Annotated in this window: 15 protein-coding genes; 3 read left to right on the top strand and 12 right to left on the bottom strand. The window is 67.0% G+C overall.

Features of this window, described 5'->3' with window-relative positions:
* Window positions 1–106 precede the first annotated feature (106 nt).
* Window positions 107–1,258 (bottom strand): MFS transporter, encoded by a 1,152-nt coding sequence (locus tag AC1RMG_RS21195; RefSeq protein WP_011062322.1) that lies wholly within the window; start codon window positions 1,256–1,258, stop codon window positions 107–109.
* 241 nt (window positions 1,259–1,499) lie between these two features.
* On the opposite strand from AC1RMG_RS21195, the gene AC1RMG_RS21190 reads away from it, so the two are divergent.
* Entirely contained in the window at window positions 1,500–1,970 is a 471-nt protein-coding gene (locus AC1RMG_RS21190; protein ID WP_011062321.1) for an Lrp/AsnC family transcriptional regulator, read from the top strand.
* 3 nt (window positions 1,971–1,973) lie between these two features.
* Here the strand turns inward: AC1RMG_RS21190 and AC1RMG_RS21185 are convergent, their stop codons facing one another.
* On the bottom strand, window positions 1,974–2,864 hold the full coding sequence (locus AC1RMG_RS21185; protein WP_011062320.1) for a LysR family transcriptional regulator: 891 nt from the start codon (window positions 2,862–2,864) through the stop codon (window positions 1,974–1,976).
* 98 nt (window positions 2,865–2,962) lie between these two features.
* Between AC1RMG_RS21185 and AC1RMG_RS21180 the strand changes: the two genes are divergently transcribed.
* Window positions 2,963–3,961, top strand: coding sequence for a cyclase family protein (locus AC1RMG_RS21180; protein ID WP_493170160.1), 999 nt, complete (start codon window positions 2,963–2,965; stop codon window positions 3,959–3,961).
* A gap of 108 nt (window positions 3,962–4,069) precedes the next feature.
* A complete protein-coding gene (locus AC1RMG_RS21175) occupies window positions 4,070–5,059 on the top strand; it encodes a diaminopimelate epimerase (protein ID WP_401025903.1) in 990 nt (329 codons plus the stop codon).
* Between the two features lie 83 nt (window positions 5,060–5,142).
* Here AC1RMG_RS21175 and codA read toward each other — a convergent pair whose 3' ends face one another.
* The 10 genes from codA to AC1RMG_RS21125 form a co-directional block, all read right to left on the bottom strand.
* Complete coding sequence (gene codA, locus AC1RMG_RS21170; RefSeq protein WP_210458347.1) at window positions 5,143–6,399, bottom strand: cytosine deaminase; 1,257 nt, start codon at window positions 6,397–6,399, stop codon at window positions 5,143–5,145.
* Window positions 6,400–6,569: 170 nt separating this feature from the next.
* Window positions 6,570–7,841 carry a cytosine permease gene (codB, locus tag AC1RMG_RS21165; RefSeq protein ID WP_493170157.1) on the bottom strand — a complete coding sequence of 424 codons (1,272 nt, stop codon included), beginning with the start codon at window positions 7,839–7,841 and terminating at the stop codon, window positions 6,570–6,572.
* A 172-nt stretch (window positions 7,842–8,013) separates the two neighbouring features.
* A complete protein-coding gene (locus AC1RMG_RS21160; RefSeq protein WP_015636377.1) occupies window positions 8,014–8,211 on the bottom strand; it encodes a helix-turn-helix transcriptional regulator in 198 nt (65 codons plus the stop codon).
* Window positions 8,208–8,582, bottom strand: coding sequence for a hypothetical protein (locus AC1RMG_RS21155; protein ID WP_011062314.1), 375 nt, complete (start codon window positions 8,580–8,582; stop codon window positions 8,208–8,210). The genes AC1RMG_RS21160 and AC1RMG_RS21155 overlap by 4 nt, the downstream gene beginning before the upstream one ends.
* 86 nt (window positions 8,583–8,668) lie before the next feature.
* The gene (locus AC1RMG_RS21150) at window positions 8,669–9,292 is read right to left on the bottom strand and encodes an NUDIX hydrolase (RefSeq protein WP_103408075.1); all 624 of its coding nucleotides are present in this window, start codon (window positions 9,290–9,292) and stop codon (window positions 8,669–8,671) included.
* A 101-nt stretch (window positions 9,293–9,393) separates the two neighbouring features.
* Window positions 9,394–10,365 (bottom strand): oligopeptide/dipeptide ABC transporter ATP-binding protein, encoded by a 972-nt coding sequence (locus AC1RMG_RS21145; protein ID WP_015636374.1) that lies wholly within the window; start codon window positions 10,363–10,365, stop codon window positions 9,394–9,396.
* Complete coding sequence (locus tag AC1RMG_RS21140) at window positions 10,362–11,357, bottom strand: ABC transporter ATP-binding protein (RefSeq protein WP_493170154.1); 996 nt, start codon at window positions 11,355–11,357, stop codon at window positions 10,362–10,364. The genes AC1RMG_RS21145 and AC1RMG_RS21140 overlap by 4 nt, the downstream gene beginning before the upstream one ends.
* Window positions 11,354–12,253: a D,D-dipeptide ABC transporter permease gene (gene ddpC, locus AC1RMG_RS21135; RefSeq protein WP_015636372.1), complete on the bottom strand. Its 900-nt coding sequence runs from the start codon at window positions 12,251–12,253 to the stop codon at window positions 11,354–11,356. The genes AC1RMG_RS21140 and ddpC overlap by 4 nt, the downstream gene beginning before the upstream one ends.
* Window position 12,254: 1 nt before the next feature.
* Window positions 12,255–13,271: an ABC transporter permease gene (locus AC1RMG_RS21130; RefSeq protein WP_011062309.1), complete on the bottom strand. Its 1,017-nt coding sequence runs from the start codon at window positions 13,269–13,271 to the stop codon at window positions 12,255–12,257.
* A 118-nt stretch (window positions 13,272–13,389) separates the two neighbouring features.
* Complete coding sequence (locus AC1RMG_RS21125) at window positions 13,390–14,964, bottom strand: ABC transporter substrate-binding protein (protein WP_019095855.1); 1,575 nt, start codon at window positions 14,962–14,964, stop codon at window positions 13,390–13,392.
* Window positions 14,965–15,100: the final 136 nt, after the last annotated feature.

Raw genomic sequence — 15,100 nt, 5'->3', positions numbered from 1 at the left:
CTTCGCTGGCAAGCCAGCTCCTACATGACGATGGCGCCTGTAGGAGCCGGCTTGCCGGCGAATCTCTGACGCAACGCAGAGTTCGGCCCATGGCTGCTTCAGTGGCTCAGACCTTGAGTACCTTGCCGCTGGCGGCCACTGCCAGCAGCAGGACGGCGATCAGGCCGAAGGCCGCGCTCAGGCTGCTGCCATGGGCAATGAAGCCGATCACCGCCGGCCCGGCCAGGATGCCGGCGTAACCCAGGGTGGTGATGGCCGGCACGGCGATGCTTTCGGGCATGACGTTCTGCTTGCCCACGGCGGTGTAGAGCACCGGCACTATGTTCGAGCAACCCGCGCCCACCAGGGCATAACCCACCAGCGCCGCCTCCCAGGCCGGGGCCAGGGTCGCCAGCAACAGGCCAGCGGCGGCCGTGGTGCCGCCGATGATGATCACCCGGCGCGCGCCCAGGCGATGGACGATGGCATCGCCCGTCAGGCGGCCCAGGGTCATGGTCAGGGCGAAGGCGGCGTAGCCCAGGCCGGCGTAGGCGGCATCCAGGTCGCGCTCGGCGGTGAGGAAGACCGCGCTCCAGTCCAGCACCGCGCCTTCGGCGAGGAACACCACGAAGCACAGGCAGCCGATGAACAGCACCACACCATGGGGCACGGCAAAGGCCGGGCCCGAGCTCTGGCTGCCATAGGGCAGCATGTGCGGCGCGGCCTTGAGCAGCGCCAGCAGCATCAGGGCGATCACCACCAGGGTCGCGCCCAGTGGCGACAAGCCCAGGCCGAGCAGGGCGCTGACCCCCGCGGCGCCGACGATCCCGCCCAGGCTGAACAGCCCGTGAAAGCCCGACATCATGGTCTTGCCGCTGGCCCGCTCGACAATCACCGCTTGCAGGTTGACCGTGGAATCCACGCCGCCCAGCCCGGCGCCGAACATGAACAGCGCGGCCATCAGCAGCGGAATCGAGGTCAGGGTGGCCAGCAAGGGCAGGGCCAGGCAGATCAGCAGGGTGCCGCCGGCCATCACTTTGCGGCAGCCGAAGCGCCCGGCCAGGGCGCCGGCAATCGGCATCGCAAGGATCGAACCCACCCCCAGGCACAGCAGCAACAGGCCCAGGGTGCCTTCGTCGAGCCCGGCCCGGGCCTTGGCGTAGGGCACCAGCGGGGCCCAGGCGGCAATGCCGAAGCCGGCGATGAAAAAGGCGATGCGCGTGGACATCTGTTCGAGGCGGCCGGGGGTGGCCTGGAAGTGGGTGTTGCTGGCAGTCATAAAAATCCTTGGCGATCGAACTCGCTGCCGGCCGCCTGATGCCCCCATGGCGTGATGGCGGCCGGGTGGGGATTGTGACAAATCTGGCCCTCGAAGGTTGCAGAAATCCGCAGCGCAGTGCTTCTGCACAGGGTTGCGGGTGAAATAAATTTGCGCAGGCCGGCGGTTTGTTTCGCATAATCGGCGGCTTTGCACAAAAACGTTGCAGTGCGTGCCGTTCCTTCCCGGAGTTTTCCTGCCCATGAATGCCAGCCTCGACGCCTACGACCTGAAGCTGCTCGCCGAGCTGCAACGTGACGCCAGCACCGCGCAAAGCGAGCTGGGGCTGCGGGTCAACCTGTCCACCGCGGCGGTCAACCGGCGGCTCAAGCGCCTCTGCGACGAGGGGGTGATCGAGCGCTACAGCGCCATCGTCGCGCCGGATGCCCTGGGGCACGAACTGAGCATCATCGTCGAGGTGCAAGTGGAGAGTGAGCGCATCGACCAGATCGACGCCCTCAAGCGCAACTTCCAGGCCTGCCCCCAGGTCCAGCAGTGCTACTACGTGGCCGGCGAGTGCGATTTCGTGCTGATTTTCTGCGTGCGCAACATGGCCCAGTACACCCAGCTGACCCGCGAACTGTTCTTCGACAACCCCAACGTCAAGCGCTTCAAGACCCTGGTGGCGATGAACCGGGTCAAGGTCGGCCTGGAAGTGCCCACGGCCGGCTGAGGTTCAGCGGGCCTGCAGCGCTTCCACCAGGAAATCCACGAACACCCGGACCTTCTGCGACAGGTGCCGCTGGCTGGGGTACAGCGCATAGATATGCCGCCCGGGCAGGTGCTGGTCCGGCAGCACCCGCAGCAGTTGGCCGCTGTCCAGCAATGGCTGGGCGACAAAGCCCGGCAGGGCGCCGATGCCCAGGCCGGCCACCAGCATGTCGGCCAGCAGCAGGCTGTTGTCCGCGGAAAAATGCACCGGCAGCTCCAGCCGCGTCTGGCCTTCCGGGCCTTGCAGGTGCCAGCGCCCCGGGTGTTCCGCCAGGCGGTAGGCCAGGCAGCGGTGCTGATGCAGGTCGGCGATGCTTGCCGGCGTGCCCGCGGCCTGCAGGTAGGCCGGCGCGGCGCAGATGATCTGCTCCACCTGCCCTAGCTGGCGGGCGATCAGCGAGGAGTCCTCCAGTTGCCGGCGAATCCGCAGCGACACGTCGAAGCCTTCGCCCACCACGTCCAGCACCTGGTCGTTGAGGGTCAGGTCCACCTGCAATTGCGGGTAGCGCTGCATGAAGGCCACCAGGATCGGCGACAGCACCTTGAGCCCGAAGGACAGTGGCGCATTCACTCGCAGGCGCCCGCCGGGTTCGTGCAGGCCGGCCTGGGTGGCCCGCTCCAGGGCGTCCAGTTCGTCCAGCAGGTGGCAGCACTCGCTGAAGTAGCGCTGCCCGGCTTCCGACAGGCTCATGCGTCGGGTGGTGCGCAGGATCAACAGGCTGCCCAGGCGCTCTTCCAACTGGCGCACCTGCTTGCTCACCGCCGCCGTGGACTGCCCGAGGTCGGTGGCGGCCTGGCTGAAACTGGAGCGTTCCGCCACCCGGCGAAAGGTGCGCATGGCCAACAACACATCCATATTGTTTCTCCCGGGTTGAATATGTATCCACGAAATGGCTGATTATCTCTGATCTGCCACTCAATACCATGGGCACCTCATTTCACAGGAGTGTTGTCATGGCGATTCGCGCAATGTCGAAGATGGTTTCCGGGCTACTGGCCCTGTCCCTGGTCAGCGGGCTGTGCAGTGCCGCCGAGGCGGCCCGGCCCGAGGTGGGCATCAGCCCATGGGGCCCCAAGGACGAGATCGGTCGCCTGAACCTGATCACCCCCCATTCCCGGGCGGCGATCATGGCCCGGGTCACTGGTGAACAGGCCTATGACCTGGCGGTGGATTACTTTGTCGGCATGCCCAGCTGGCAGGCCGCCGGCGACCCGCCTTACCAGATGTGGATGACCCACACCCCCCACGGCAACGTGATCGCCGACCCGATGCAAGTGGGCGAGCCAATGAACCAGCACGTCAGCTACAGCGGTTCGGCGGTGTCGATGTACGCCCACATGGGCACCCATATCGATGCCCTGAACCACTTCGGCCTCAACGGCAAGATCTGGAACGGCTACCGCGCCGACCAGCACCTGGGGGACCGCGGCTGGAACGTCACTGGTGCGGAAAAACTGCCGCCGATCATTGCTCGCGGTGTGCTGATCGATGTGCCCGCGGCCAAGGGCCTGGAGCAGTTGGCGGACAGCTACCGGGTCACCCGCGCCGACCTGCAGCAGGCCCTGGCCAGGCAGAAGGTGGCGCTGGAAAAGGGCGACGTGGTGCTGATCCGCACCGGGCGCATGCGTGACTACGACAATGCCCAGCGCTACATGGCCAACCCGCCGGGCCTGAGCCTGGACGCGGCGAAGTTCCTGGTGGAAGAGGGCGGCGCCATGGTGGTGGGGGCGGACAACCTGAGCTTTGAAACCTTCCCGTCCGAGGTCGAGGGCAACTACCTGCCGCTGCACACTTACCTGCTGGCGATGCAGGGCGCGCCGATCATGGAGCTGGTGAACCTGGAAGGGCTGGCCCGGGACAAGGTCTACCAGTTCGCCTTTATCGGTGCCTCGCTCAAGTTGCGTGGCGCGGACGCCGCGCCGATCCGGCCCATGGCCCTGCCGATCCGCTGAGCCGAGGCGTGGCGATGCCCCGCGCGCTCACCGGGAGTCTCCAGGCCTCTGGTCGAGCCGCCGGTTTCTCCGTAATGTCAGCGGCTCGGTTTTCCAGGAGGCGGTGTGATGGCGGCGTTCTACGATGCACGGGGCAACATCTATGGGGTGGTGACACCCGCGCGGTTGCGCAGCCTGGGGGTCGCCTTGCCCGGCAGCGCCGCCCAGGCCGCGCGGGACAGGCGCTTGTGGAGCGAGCAGGCCATCGCCGCCCTCTGTGACTGGGCTCCGGGCACCCGACCGCCGGGGGCCAAGGCCCACCGTAGCGACGGTCTGCTGGTGGGGCCGTTCCAGGACGTGGCGCCCTTCGATCTGCTGATCGTCAACACCGACGGCACCCTGGCCGAGCGCAGTGGCAATGGTTTGACGATCTTTTCCCAGGCCCTGGCCGAGCAGGGGTTGCTGGCCGAGCAGGGGCCAACCCTGTTGCAGGTGCACCATGACCAGCCCACCGGTACCTCGCCGGTGGCCACCGTGGTGGAGCCGGCCCGGGTGGCGGGGGTGCCGGGGTTCTGGCTGGACCTCGGCCAGCCGTCCTTCGGGCCCGAGGCGGTGGCCGCCATTGGCGTCGAGGCGGTGACCCTGAACGGTCGCGAGCTGAGCCGGGTGGCACCGTTGCAGGCACTCGACCCGCGGTGGGAGCACAGCCAGTTCGTGCGCATCGGCAACCCCCACTGCGTGACCCTGCTGGAGGATGCCGAGGCCTTGCCCGGCAACCCGCAGATGCTCGAAGCGCCACTGGCCGAAGGGCTGACGGCCACTGCTTTTGCCTTGCCCCTGGGCAGCGGCGAACCCTGCCCGGCGGGGGTCAACCTGCAATGGGCGGCGCGGGAATCGGCGCAGCGCATCGTCGCCCGGGTGTTCGAACGCGGCGAAGGGCCGACCGCGTCGTCGGGCACCAGCGCCAGCGCCGTGGCCAGCGCGGCGTGGCGGGTGGGCTGGGTCAAGGCTGGCGAGGTGCAGGTGGTGATGCCCGGCGGCACCGCGCCGTTGCGCCTGGAGGAACAGGATGGCGAGCTGCGCCGGGTCTGCCTGTTTGGTCAGGCCGTGCGCTTGTAGCTTCTTGCAGGAGCCGGCTTGCCGGCGAAAGCGATCTGACGGGCGCCTTCGCCGGCAAGCTGGCGCCTACGGTTTTTTGCAGGTCATGCGTCTTGCCATTGCACCTGGGCCATCTGCCGTTGCATCAGCACCTTGCCGTGGCGGATGGAGTACAGCGCCAGGCCCTGGCTTCGGATCATTTCGTAATCGCTGTCGGCAGACAGGATCAGCAGGTTCGCCGGGCGACCTTCTTCGATGCCGTAGCGCTCGCCCAGGGCCAGGGCCTTGGCGCTGTTGTCGGTGACCAGGTCCAGGGCGTTCTGCAAGTTGCGGTAGCCGAGCATGTGGCAGATGTGCAGGCCGGCTTCCAGTACCCGCAGGATGTTGCCGTTACCCAGGGGGTACCAGGGGTCGACAATCGAGTCCTGGCCGAAGCACACGTTCATCCCGGCCTCCAGCAGCTCATTGACCCGGGTCACGCCGCGGCGTTTCGGGAAGCTGTCGAAGCGCCCCTGCAGGTGGATGCTTTCGGTGGGGCAGGAGACGAAGCTGATGCCCGAATGCCCCAGCAGGCGGAACAGCTTGGCGCAGTAGGCGTTGTCGTAGGAGCCCATGGCGGTGGTGTGGCTGGCGGTGACCCGGGAGCCCATGCCCCGGCTGCGCGCTTCTTCGGCCAGCACTTCAAGAAAGCGCGAGTGCGGGTCATCGGTTTCGTCGCAGTGCACGTCCACCAGGCAATCGGTGCGTTCGGCCAGGTCCATGAGGAACTTCACCGAGCTCACGCCCTGGTCGCGGGTGTATTCGAAGTGCGGAATACCGCCCACCACATCGGCGCCCAGGCCAATGGCCTCTTCCATCAGCTCGCGGCCGTTGCGGAACGATTCGATGCCTTCCTGGGGGAAGGCGACGATCTGCAGGTCGATCAGGTGCGCGCTTTGCTCGCGCACTTCGAGCATGGCCTTGAGGGCGGTGAGGTCCGGGTCGGTGACGTCGACATGGGTGCGTACATGCTGGATGCCGTGGGCGGCCAGGGCGCGGATGGTCTTGTGGGCGCGGGCGCGGGTGTCTTCGGCGGTGATGGTGGCCTTGCGTTCGCCCCAGCACTCGATGCCTTCGAACAGGGTGCCGCTCATGTTCCAGCGCGGCTCGCCCGCGGTGAGGGTGGCGTCCAGGTGAATGTGCGGTTCGACGAAGGGCGGCACCACCAGGTTGCCGCCGGCATCCAGGTGCTCGGGGCCGAAGGCCGGCGCGGCGGTGGGGGCGTCCGGGCCCTGCTGGACGATGCGGGCGATGCGGCCGTTTTCCAGGTGCAGTTGGTGCAGGCCTTCACGGTGGCGCAGGCGGGCGTTGGTGATCAGCATCGGAGCGGTTCCTCGGGTCGGGCAATCAGCGGTTCAGCCGTGGGATCCGGGCGGCGGCCCTTGTCCCTCGGTCATTGGGCTGTGCTTCAACCGGTACCGGTCGAAGCAGGCAGGTGGTTCGGGGCGGGTCATGATAGACCCGGAACGCGCCGGGAGGGCAAGGCCCGGGTTCAGGCCCGGGCGTCGAGGGTGGCGCTGGTGCGGGCGCCGAGCCAGGCGCTGAGCAGGACACAGCTCAGGCTTGCTACGCCGATGCCCACCAACGGCGCGACCCAGGGCGAGCAGAAGGCCGCCAGGGTGCCCAGGCCATAGGCGGCCAGGCCCGGCCAGTTCCAGGCCGGCAACTGGCTGTCGGCCAGGCGCGGGTAGCGGCCGCGCCAGCGGTAGAAGAAGTCCGCCATGATCACCCCGCCAATCGGCGGAATCACCGTGCCCAACAGGATCAGGTAGGGCACCAGCAGGTCGTACATGCCGAGCATCGCCAGCAGGGTGCCGATCAGCGCGCCCACCAGGGTCACGGTCTTGCGCCGATCGGTGCGCAACAGGTTGCAGCCGGCCACGGCGAAGTTGTAGATGGTGTTGTCCTGGGTGCTCCAGATGTTCAACAGCAGCATGGCCATGGCCGCCATGGCAAAACCCTGGAGCAGCAGCACTTCGACCACGTCCGGCTGCTGGTAGACGATGGCGCCGTAGGCACCGATCAGCACCATCAGGCCGTTGCCGATAAAGAAGCCGATCAGGCTGGCGCTCACCGCCACCCGCGCCGAGCGGGAAAATCGGGTCCAGTTGGTGGCCTGGGTGGCGCCGCTGACGAAGGTGCCGAACACCAGGGTGATGGCGCTGGAGAGGTCCAGGCTGGCGCTAGGCGTGACCCCCAGCAAACCGTCGAGGCCGCCGACCTGCCGGGTGGCCACCCACATCGACAGCAGCAACAGCAGGCCCATGGCCGGCACCGCGATCCAGGACAGGATCTCCAGGCCGCGATAACCGATGTAGGCGGTGGCGCAGAAGGCCATGCCGAACAGCAGCATCAGCCCCAGTACCGCACCCGGATCCAGCTGGAAATACTTGCCCAGCACCACCGCGGCGGTGGCGGTGCCCCAGGCGTACCAGCCGATCTGGGTGAAACCCAGGATCAGGTCGCTGAGCTTGCTGCCCCGTTCGCCGAAGCAGAAGCGCCCCATCAGCACCGTGTTCAGCCCGCTCTTGAAGGCGATGTAGCCGAGGCTGGCGGCGTAGATCCCCAGCAGCAGGTTGCCGACGAGGATCACCACCAGCAGGGTGGTGAAGTCGAAGGCCACCCCCAGCTTGCCGCCGGCGAACATGGTGGCAGTGAAGAAGGTGAAGCCCAGCAGCACCATGGCCATGGAGGCCAGGCCCTTGCGGGCGTGCTGCGGAACTTCGCTCAAGGGGTAGTCGTTGCCGGGTTCGTGCTGGGTCATGGGCCTGTCCCTGGTCGCAGTGATGCCACGCTGTTGCAGGCGCCGTGCCAATCCTTGACGGCAGGGCCGGGCGCCCCAGCAGTTATAGCCGATGCCCGTGCCCCTGCACCGGGTGCCTGTGGCCCGGGGGCGAAAGCGGTGCACCCTTGGGCCAGATTGGTTCACCGGCGGTTCAGTCCTCGTCGGGGCTGAAAATGCTTTCGATGGGCAGCTGGAAGGCCCGGGCAATCTTGAACGCCAGGGGCAGGCTGGGGTCGTAGCGCCCGGTCTCGATGGCATTCACCGTCTGCCGTGACACCTCGAGGCGGGTGGCCAGTTCGGCCTGGGACCAGCCTTGCCGGGTGCGCAGTTCGCGCAGTTGGTTGTTCATCGGTAGCGCCGCACGCCGGCCACCGTGGCCAGGGCCCAGACCAGGCCCATCACGGGCCATACGTAGAACATCGAGAGCCGGGGCAGGCCGGCGGTTTCCAGGAAGCCGTAGCTGAAGGTGATCAGCGCGGTGCAGACAAAGGACAGGCCCAGGGCTTCGAGCTGGATGCGCCGGGCCAGTTCGTCCATGCGCCGCAACTGGCGCACCACCGCCAGGGCCATGGCCACCATGGGGATCACCGGCACCAGGGCCAGGGCGATCTTGCCCGGGCCCGGGTTCATGTCCGCCAGCCAGTGGCTGCTCAGCAGCACGCAGGCGATGTAGGCCAGCAAGGCCAGGCCGAATTCCCTGAAATAGCGTTTGGTGCCCATGGGCGATCTCCTTTTAGTAAAGTGTCCTTTACATTAGGCGGGGCGCTTTTTCATGTCAAGTGTGCTTTACATCGGCGCCGTCACGCTCAGTCGAAGAGGGCCACGCTGCGCCGGCCTTCGTGGAAGTCGAAGGCCTCCTGGATATCCCGTTCCACGGTGCGTCCCTGGGACAGCGGCGGCAACTGGTCTGGGGCGAAGAACGCCGCGTCGCTGGTTTCGCTGCCGGCCATCGGGGCCTCGGCGTCTTGCCGTTCGCAGAGGAAGTAGAGCTTGTAGAAGTCCCGGTGGTCGGGCTTGTAGGGCCCCTTGGCCTTGTGCCGCAGGCCGTACAGCTGGCGCACCGAAACCTGCAGCCCGGCTTCTTCGCGGATTTCCTTGATGATGTTCTGCGCCGCCGACAGGCCCACATCGGCGTAGCCCCCGGGCAGGGCCCAGAGTCCGTCGTGCTGCTCGCGCACCAGGAGGATCTTGCCGTTCTCGATCAGCGCGCCGCGCACTTCCACCATCGGCGTCGAGTAGCGCTGGGCGAAGTCCGAGACCAGTTCGTTGATGCGCTCCAGGGGCACGTTGCCCAGTTGCGCGAGCATGTCGTGGGCGATCTCGGCGACTTCCTGGTAGCGCTCGCGATCATGCACGTCGCGGCAAAAATGCAGGCCGGTGGAGGCGATGGCTTGCAGGCGTTTGGCGTGGGTCAGCCAGCTGCTTTCCATGAGAGAGGTTCCTGCAACGTCAGAGAGAAGGCGCTTGTTTTAAGCCCTTGGCGCGCAGGGAGCAAGCACCACGCCGTGGCCGGCGGCGTGGCGCAGTGGGATCACCCGGTGAGCTGTTGCCGATGGCAACGCACTTGCTGCGTCGCATCGCCCAGCAGCTGTTGCGGCAGCTCGCAGCCCGGGCCGCGGCGGCTGCAGCGGTCGAAGAAGAAACAGCCGGCGGGCAGCTTGCGGTTGCCCGGCAGTTCGGTGGGCGCCGAGAGCTGGCTGTCCGCCAGGGGCGCACCGAGGCGCGGCACCGCCTCCAGCAGCAGTTGGGTATAGGGGTGGCGCGGGCGCTCCAGCACCTGTTCGGCGCTGCCCAGCTCGACGATCTGCCCTAGGTACATCACTGCCACCCGGTCGGCCATGTGCCGGACCACCGAGACGTTGTGGGAGATCAGCACGAAGGTCAGGCCGCGGCTGCGTTGCAGGTCCGCCAGCAGGTTGAGGATCTGCGCCTGCACCGAGATGTCCAGGGCCGAGGTCGGCTCGTCGAGGACGATGATGTCCGGGTTCGACGCCAGGGCCCGGGCAATGGCGATGCGCTGGCGTTGGCCGCCGGAGAACTGGTGCGGGTAGCGCTCCAGGTATTCGCCGCGGATGCCTACCTGCTGCGCCACCTTGGCGGCGATTTCGCGCATCTGCGCCACCGGGGTGTTGCCCAGGGCGAACAGCGGCTCGGTGATGATCTTCCAGATCGGCAGGCGCGGGTCGAGGGACGACTGCGGGTCCTGGAACACGATCTGCACGTGGCTGTGGCGCTCGCGGTCGCTGGCGTAGGCCCAGCGCAGGTCGCCGCTGCTGGGCTTGACCAGGCCCATGAGCAGTTGCGCCAGGGTGCTCTTGCCGCAGCCGGATTCGCCGACGATGCCCAGGGTTTCCCCGGGGCGCAGTTCCAGGTCGATGCCGTTCAGGGCATGGGCGAAGGCCCGCGGCCGGCCCAGCCAGTCGTTGCTCAGGGGAAAGCGCACCTGTACATCGTTGAGGCGCAGCAGCGGCTCGCTGCCGGCCCGGGGTTGCGAAGCATTCATTGGGCGGACTCCGGGGCAGCCAGCCAGCAGGCGCTCTTGTGCTGCTGGCTGGCGTTGATCGAATGCAGCGGCGGCCGTTGGGCACACACCGCCATGGCCTGGCTGCAGCGCTCGCGGAAGGTGCAGCCGCCGGGCAGGTGAGCAAGGTTGGGCACCTGCCCGGGAATGGTCAGCAGCGGCGCGCCGGGAGTGACTTGTTCCGGCAGGCCGCTGAGCAGGCCACGGGTGTAGGGGTGTTGCGGGTCGAGCATGACCTGGGCAGTACTGCCTTGCTCCACCACGGCGCCGGTGTACATCACATAGACCCGGTCGCAGAACTGCGAGACCACCGCCATGTCGTGGGTGATCAGCAGGATCGCGGTGCCCCGTTGCCGGGCTTTCTCGCGCAGCAACAGCAGCACCTGGCGCTGCACGGTCACGTCCAGGGCGGTGGTGGGTTCATCGGCGATCAGCAACTGCGGGTCGCAGGAAAACGCCAGGGCGATCATCACCCGCTGGCGCATGCCGCCGGACAGCTCGAAGGGGTAGGCCTGCAGCACCTGCTCGGGGTCGGCGATGTGCATGTCGCGCAGCAGGTCGATGGCCTTGGCCCGGGCCTGTTCCCGGCTCAGGCGCTGGTGATGGATGATCACGTCGAGCATCTGCCGGCCGATGCGCCGGGTCGGGTTGAGGGCGGTCATCGGCTCCTGGAAGATCATCGCCGCATCGCGGCCGCGGATCTGCAGCAGCTGTTTTTCCGGGGTGGCGAGCATGTCGCGGCCCAGCAGGCTCAGGCTGCCGGAGGTGATGCGGTAGCTGCGCTCGGGCAGCAGCCGCAGGCTGAGCATGGCGGTCACCGACTTGCCCGAGCCGGATTCGCCGACCACGCCGACGATTTCCCCCGGGTTGACGTGCAGCGACACGCCGTTGAGGGCCTGCACATTGCTGCGGTAGGCGGGGAATTCCAGGCTCAGGTTGTCGATGTTGAGAACGGCGGATGAGCTCATGGTCATTTCCCCTGTTGCCGTGGGTCGAGCAGGTCACGGATGCCGTCACCCAGCAGGTTGAAACCGGTGGCGGTGAACAGGATCGCCAGCCCGGGAAAGGTCGAGTACCACCAGTTGTCGAGGATAAAGTTGCGCCCGGTGGCCACCATCGCCCCCCATTCGGCGGTGGGCTGCTGCGCACCCAGGCCAATGAAGCCCAGGGCCGAGGCCATGAGGATGGCGCTGCCGATGTCCAGGCTCAGTTGCACCAGCAACGGCGGCATGGCGTTGCGCCCCACGTGCCAGCTGACGATGTGCCAGCGCCCGGCGCCGTAGGTCTGGGCCGCCTTGACGTAGCCCATCTGGCGGATGCTCAGGGCCTGGCCCCGGGCCAGGCGCACATAGAACGGAATGCGCACCAGGGTGATCGCCAGCATGGCGTTGAACAGGCTCGGGCCCAGGGCGGCGGCCAGGGCCATGATCAGCACCAGCGACGGCACCGAGAGCATGATGTCCATCAGGCGCATGATCAGGCTGTCGAAGCGCCCGCCGATGATCCCCGACAGGCAGCCCAACAGGCCCCCGGCCAGGCACGAGGCGAAGGCCACGAACAGGCCCACGCCCACCGACTGGCGGCTGCCGTGCAGCACCCGGCTGAACAGGTCGCGGCCCACTTCGTCGGTGCCGAACCAATGGGCGGCGCTGGGAGCGGCCAGGCGTTGGGCCAGGTTCAGGGCATTGGGATCATGGCTCGACAGCCAGGGGGCGAAGGCCATGCACAGCAGCACCAGCAGGGTCATGCACAGCCCGGCGATGGTCAGCGGGCTTTGCCGCACGCGGTAGCCCAGGTAGGCCAGGCGGGTGCGCCAGCCGCTGGCCTGGGCGGTGGGTTGTGGCAGGGGAATGTTCAAGGGAGCGGACATCTCAACTTACCTCGCCAATGCGCGGATCGATCACCCGGTACAGCAGGTCGATCGCCATGTTCAGCAGCACATAAATGAACGACACCAGGATCGCGAAGCCCATCACCGCCGGGAAATCCAGGGCCTGGATCGACTTCACCACGTAGGCGCCCATCCCCGGCCAGGCGAATACCGTCTCGGTCAGTACCGCGCCGTACAGCAAATCGCCCAGGGTCAGGCCGAGCACCGTCACCGAGGGGATCAGGGCGTTGGGCAGGGCGTGGCGCAGGATCACCGCCCAGCGCGACAGGCCGTAGGCCCGGGCGGTGCGGATGTAGTCTTCGCCCAGTTGGTCGAGCATGGCCGAGCGGATCTGCCGCGCCACCACCCCGAGGTTGACGAAGCCCAGGGTCACTGCCGGGAGGATCAGGTGCTGCAGGGCATTGAGGAACAGTGGGATGTCCCCTGCCAGCAGCGAGTCGATCAGGTAGAAGCCGCTGACCGTGGGCGGCGGCTCCAGGCCTTCGTCCAGGCGCCCGCTGCCGGGCAGCCAGCCGAGGTGGCCGTAGAACAGCACGATCAGCCCCAGCCCCAGCCAGAACGCCGGGGTGGAAATTCCGGTGACCGCCAGGGTGCGGGCGATCTGGTCGATGAAGCGGTTGTGATAGACCGCCGACAGCACCCCCAGCGGCACCCCCACCAGCACCGACAGCAGCAGGGCGGCCAGGGCCAGCTCCAGGGTTGCCGGGAAGAAGCTCTGCAGGTCCTCCAGCACCGGGCGGCTGGTGCGGATCGAGGTGCCCAGGTCGCCGTGCAGCAGGTCGAGCATGTAGCGCCCGTACTGCTGGTACAGCGGCAGGTCCAGGCCCAGCTGGTGGCGGATGTTCTGCACGATGGCATCGCTGGCCCGGTCGCCGGCGATCAGCCGCGCCGGGTCACCGGGAATCAGGTGCGAGATGGTGAAGGTAATCAGCGAAACCCCGACCACGACCAGCAACAGGCCGAGCAGGCGTTTGCGCAACATATTCAGGAAGGCCATGAGGCAACCTCGTTAACGCTTGACGAACGGCAGGGGGCACGACGGCCCCTCGCCGGGGACACGGCAACCCGGCGCCACCCCGTTTCAGGGGCCGGCGACGGGGAACGCAGGGCCGGTCCTACTTGCTGATTTCAGCGATGTTGAACACCTGTTCCAGCATCGGGTGGAACACGTAGCCCTTCACCGAATCGCGCATCGGCAGGCTGTAGTTCTTCTGGTACAGGTAGGCGTAGACGTTGTCCTTGAGGACGATCTTCTGCGCCTTCTGGTACAGCTCGATGCGCTTGGCGGTGTCGTTGGTGGCCGCCGCCTCGCGGATCAGGCTGTCCACCTCGGGGTTGCTGTAGAACGAGCGGTTGCCCGGCAAGCCCTGCAGGCTGGAGTCGAACCAGAAGTTCATGAACATGTAGGGGTCGGCGAAGTCCGGGCTCCAGGAGCCGATGGCCACGTCGTAGTCGCCCTTGCCCACCCGTTCACGCATGGTGGCGTTGGCCAGCTTCTCCATCTTCAGGTTGATGCCCAGGGGCGCCAGGCCCGCTTGCAGGGTCAGGCCGATGGACTCCCAGTTGGCGTCCTTGTCCGAGTAGAGGTAGGTCAGGTTGCTGATTTTCTGCGGGACCTTGGCCAGGCTGGCCTTGGCGCCGTCGAGGTTCTGCTGCATCAGCGGCAGGCTCGGGTCGTGGGCCCACATGCCGTCGGGGATCGGCCCGTTCATCAGCTTGGCCTGGCCCTTGAGGATGCCGTCGACGATGCCCTTGTAGTCGATGGCCTGGACCAGTGCCTGGCGCGCTTCGACGTTGTCCAGGGGCGCACGCTTGTTGTTCAGGTACAGGTAGTTGACCCGCAGCGAGGGGAAGGTCTGGATCACGATGCCTGGCTTGCCGGCCAGGGTGCCGAGCTGGTCTTCGGGCATGTCCTCGATGATGTCCAGGTCGCCGCGTTCCAGTTGCAGGCGGCGCACCGAGGCCTCGCTGATGATCTTGATCACCACCTTGTTCAGGCTCGGCTTGGGGCCGGCGTAATAGCTGTTGGGTTCCAGCGTCAGCGCCTGGCCCTTCTGCCAGTTGCTCAGGCGGAAGGCCCCGGAGCCGGCGGTGTGGGTCGAGAGGTAGGCGTTGACGTCCTCGCCCTTGTTGGCCACGTCCGGGTTGATGATGCCGCCGCCGTTGTGGGCCAGGGTGTAGAGGAAGGGCGCGTAGGGTTTCTTCAGGGTGAAGCGCACGGTCAACGGGTCGACCACGGCCACGCTCATGTCATCCGGGAAGGCGCCGGACGGGCCTTGCTTGAGCTGCATCAGGCGGTCGAAGGAGAACTTCACCGCGGCGGCGTCCACCGGCTTGCCGTCGTCGAACTTGTTGCCCGGCTTGAGCTTGAAATCCCAGGTCAGGTTGTCGGCGGAGGTGCTCCAGCTCTCGGCCAGGTCGCCCTGGACTTCGGTGCTGCCCTTGCCGTTCTCGACCTTGTAGGTCACCAGCTTCTGGTAGGCCGGGTAGGTCACGGCCCAGTCGTTGTTGTCGATGGTCACGGCGGGGTCGAGGGTCTGCGGGTCGGCGGCCTTGCCGATCATCAGGGTGTCCTTGGGCGCGGCGGCGCTGGCTGCCTGCCACGCGCCCAGGCTCAGGGCGGCGCACAGCAGGGACAGGGCGACACGGGTGGACAGACGCACATCAGGGTGATTGCGGTTAGGGGTCATGCCGGTTTCCTTGATCATTCGATGTTGGGAAGTTCGTCAGGTTTTTTATAAAAGCTATAACCGGGCAGTTGTTGCTGAAGCAGTGTTGCAGTAGGACCGGCTTGGGGCAGTTAGCTGCCTGTTGTTGTGGCCGGTG

Source organism: Pseudomonas sp. GW822-FHT04H02 (assembly GCF_058800645.1).
Note: the sequence above shows the minus strand (reverse complement) of the source record. Positions and strands in the feature narration are given on the sequence as shown.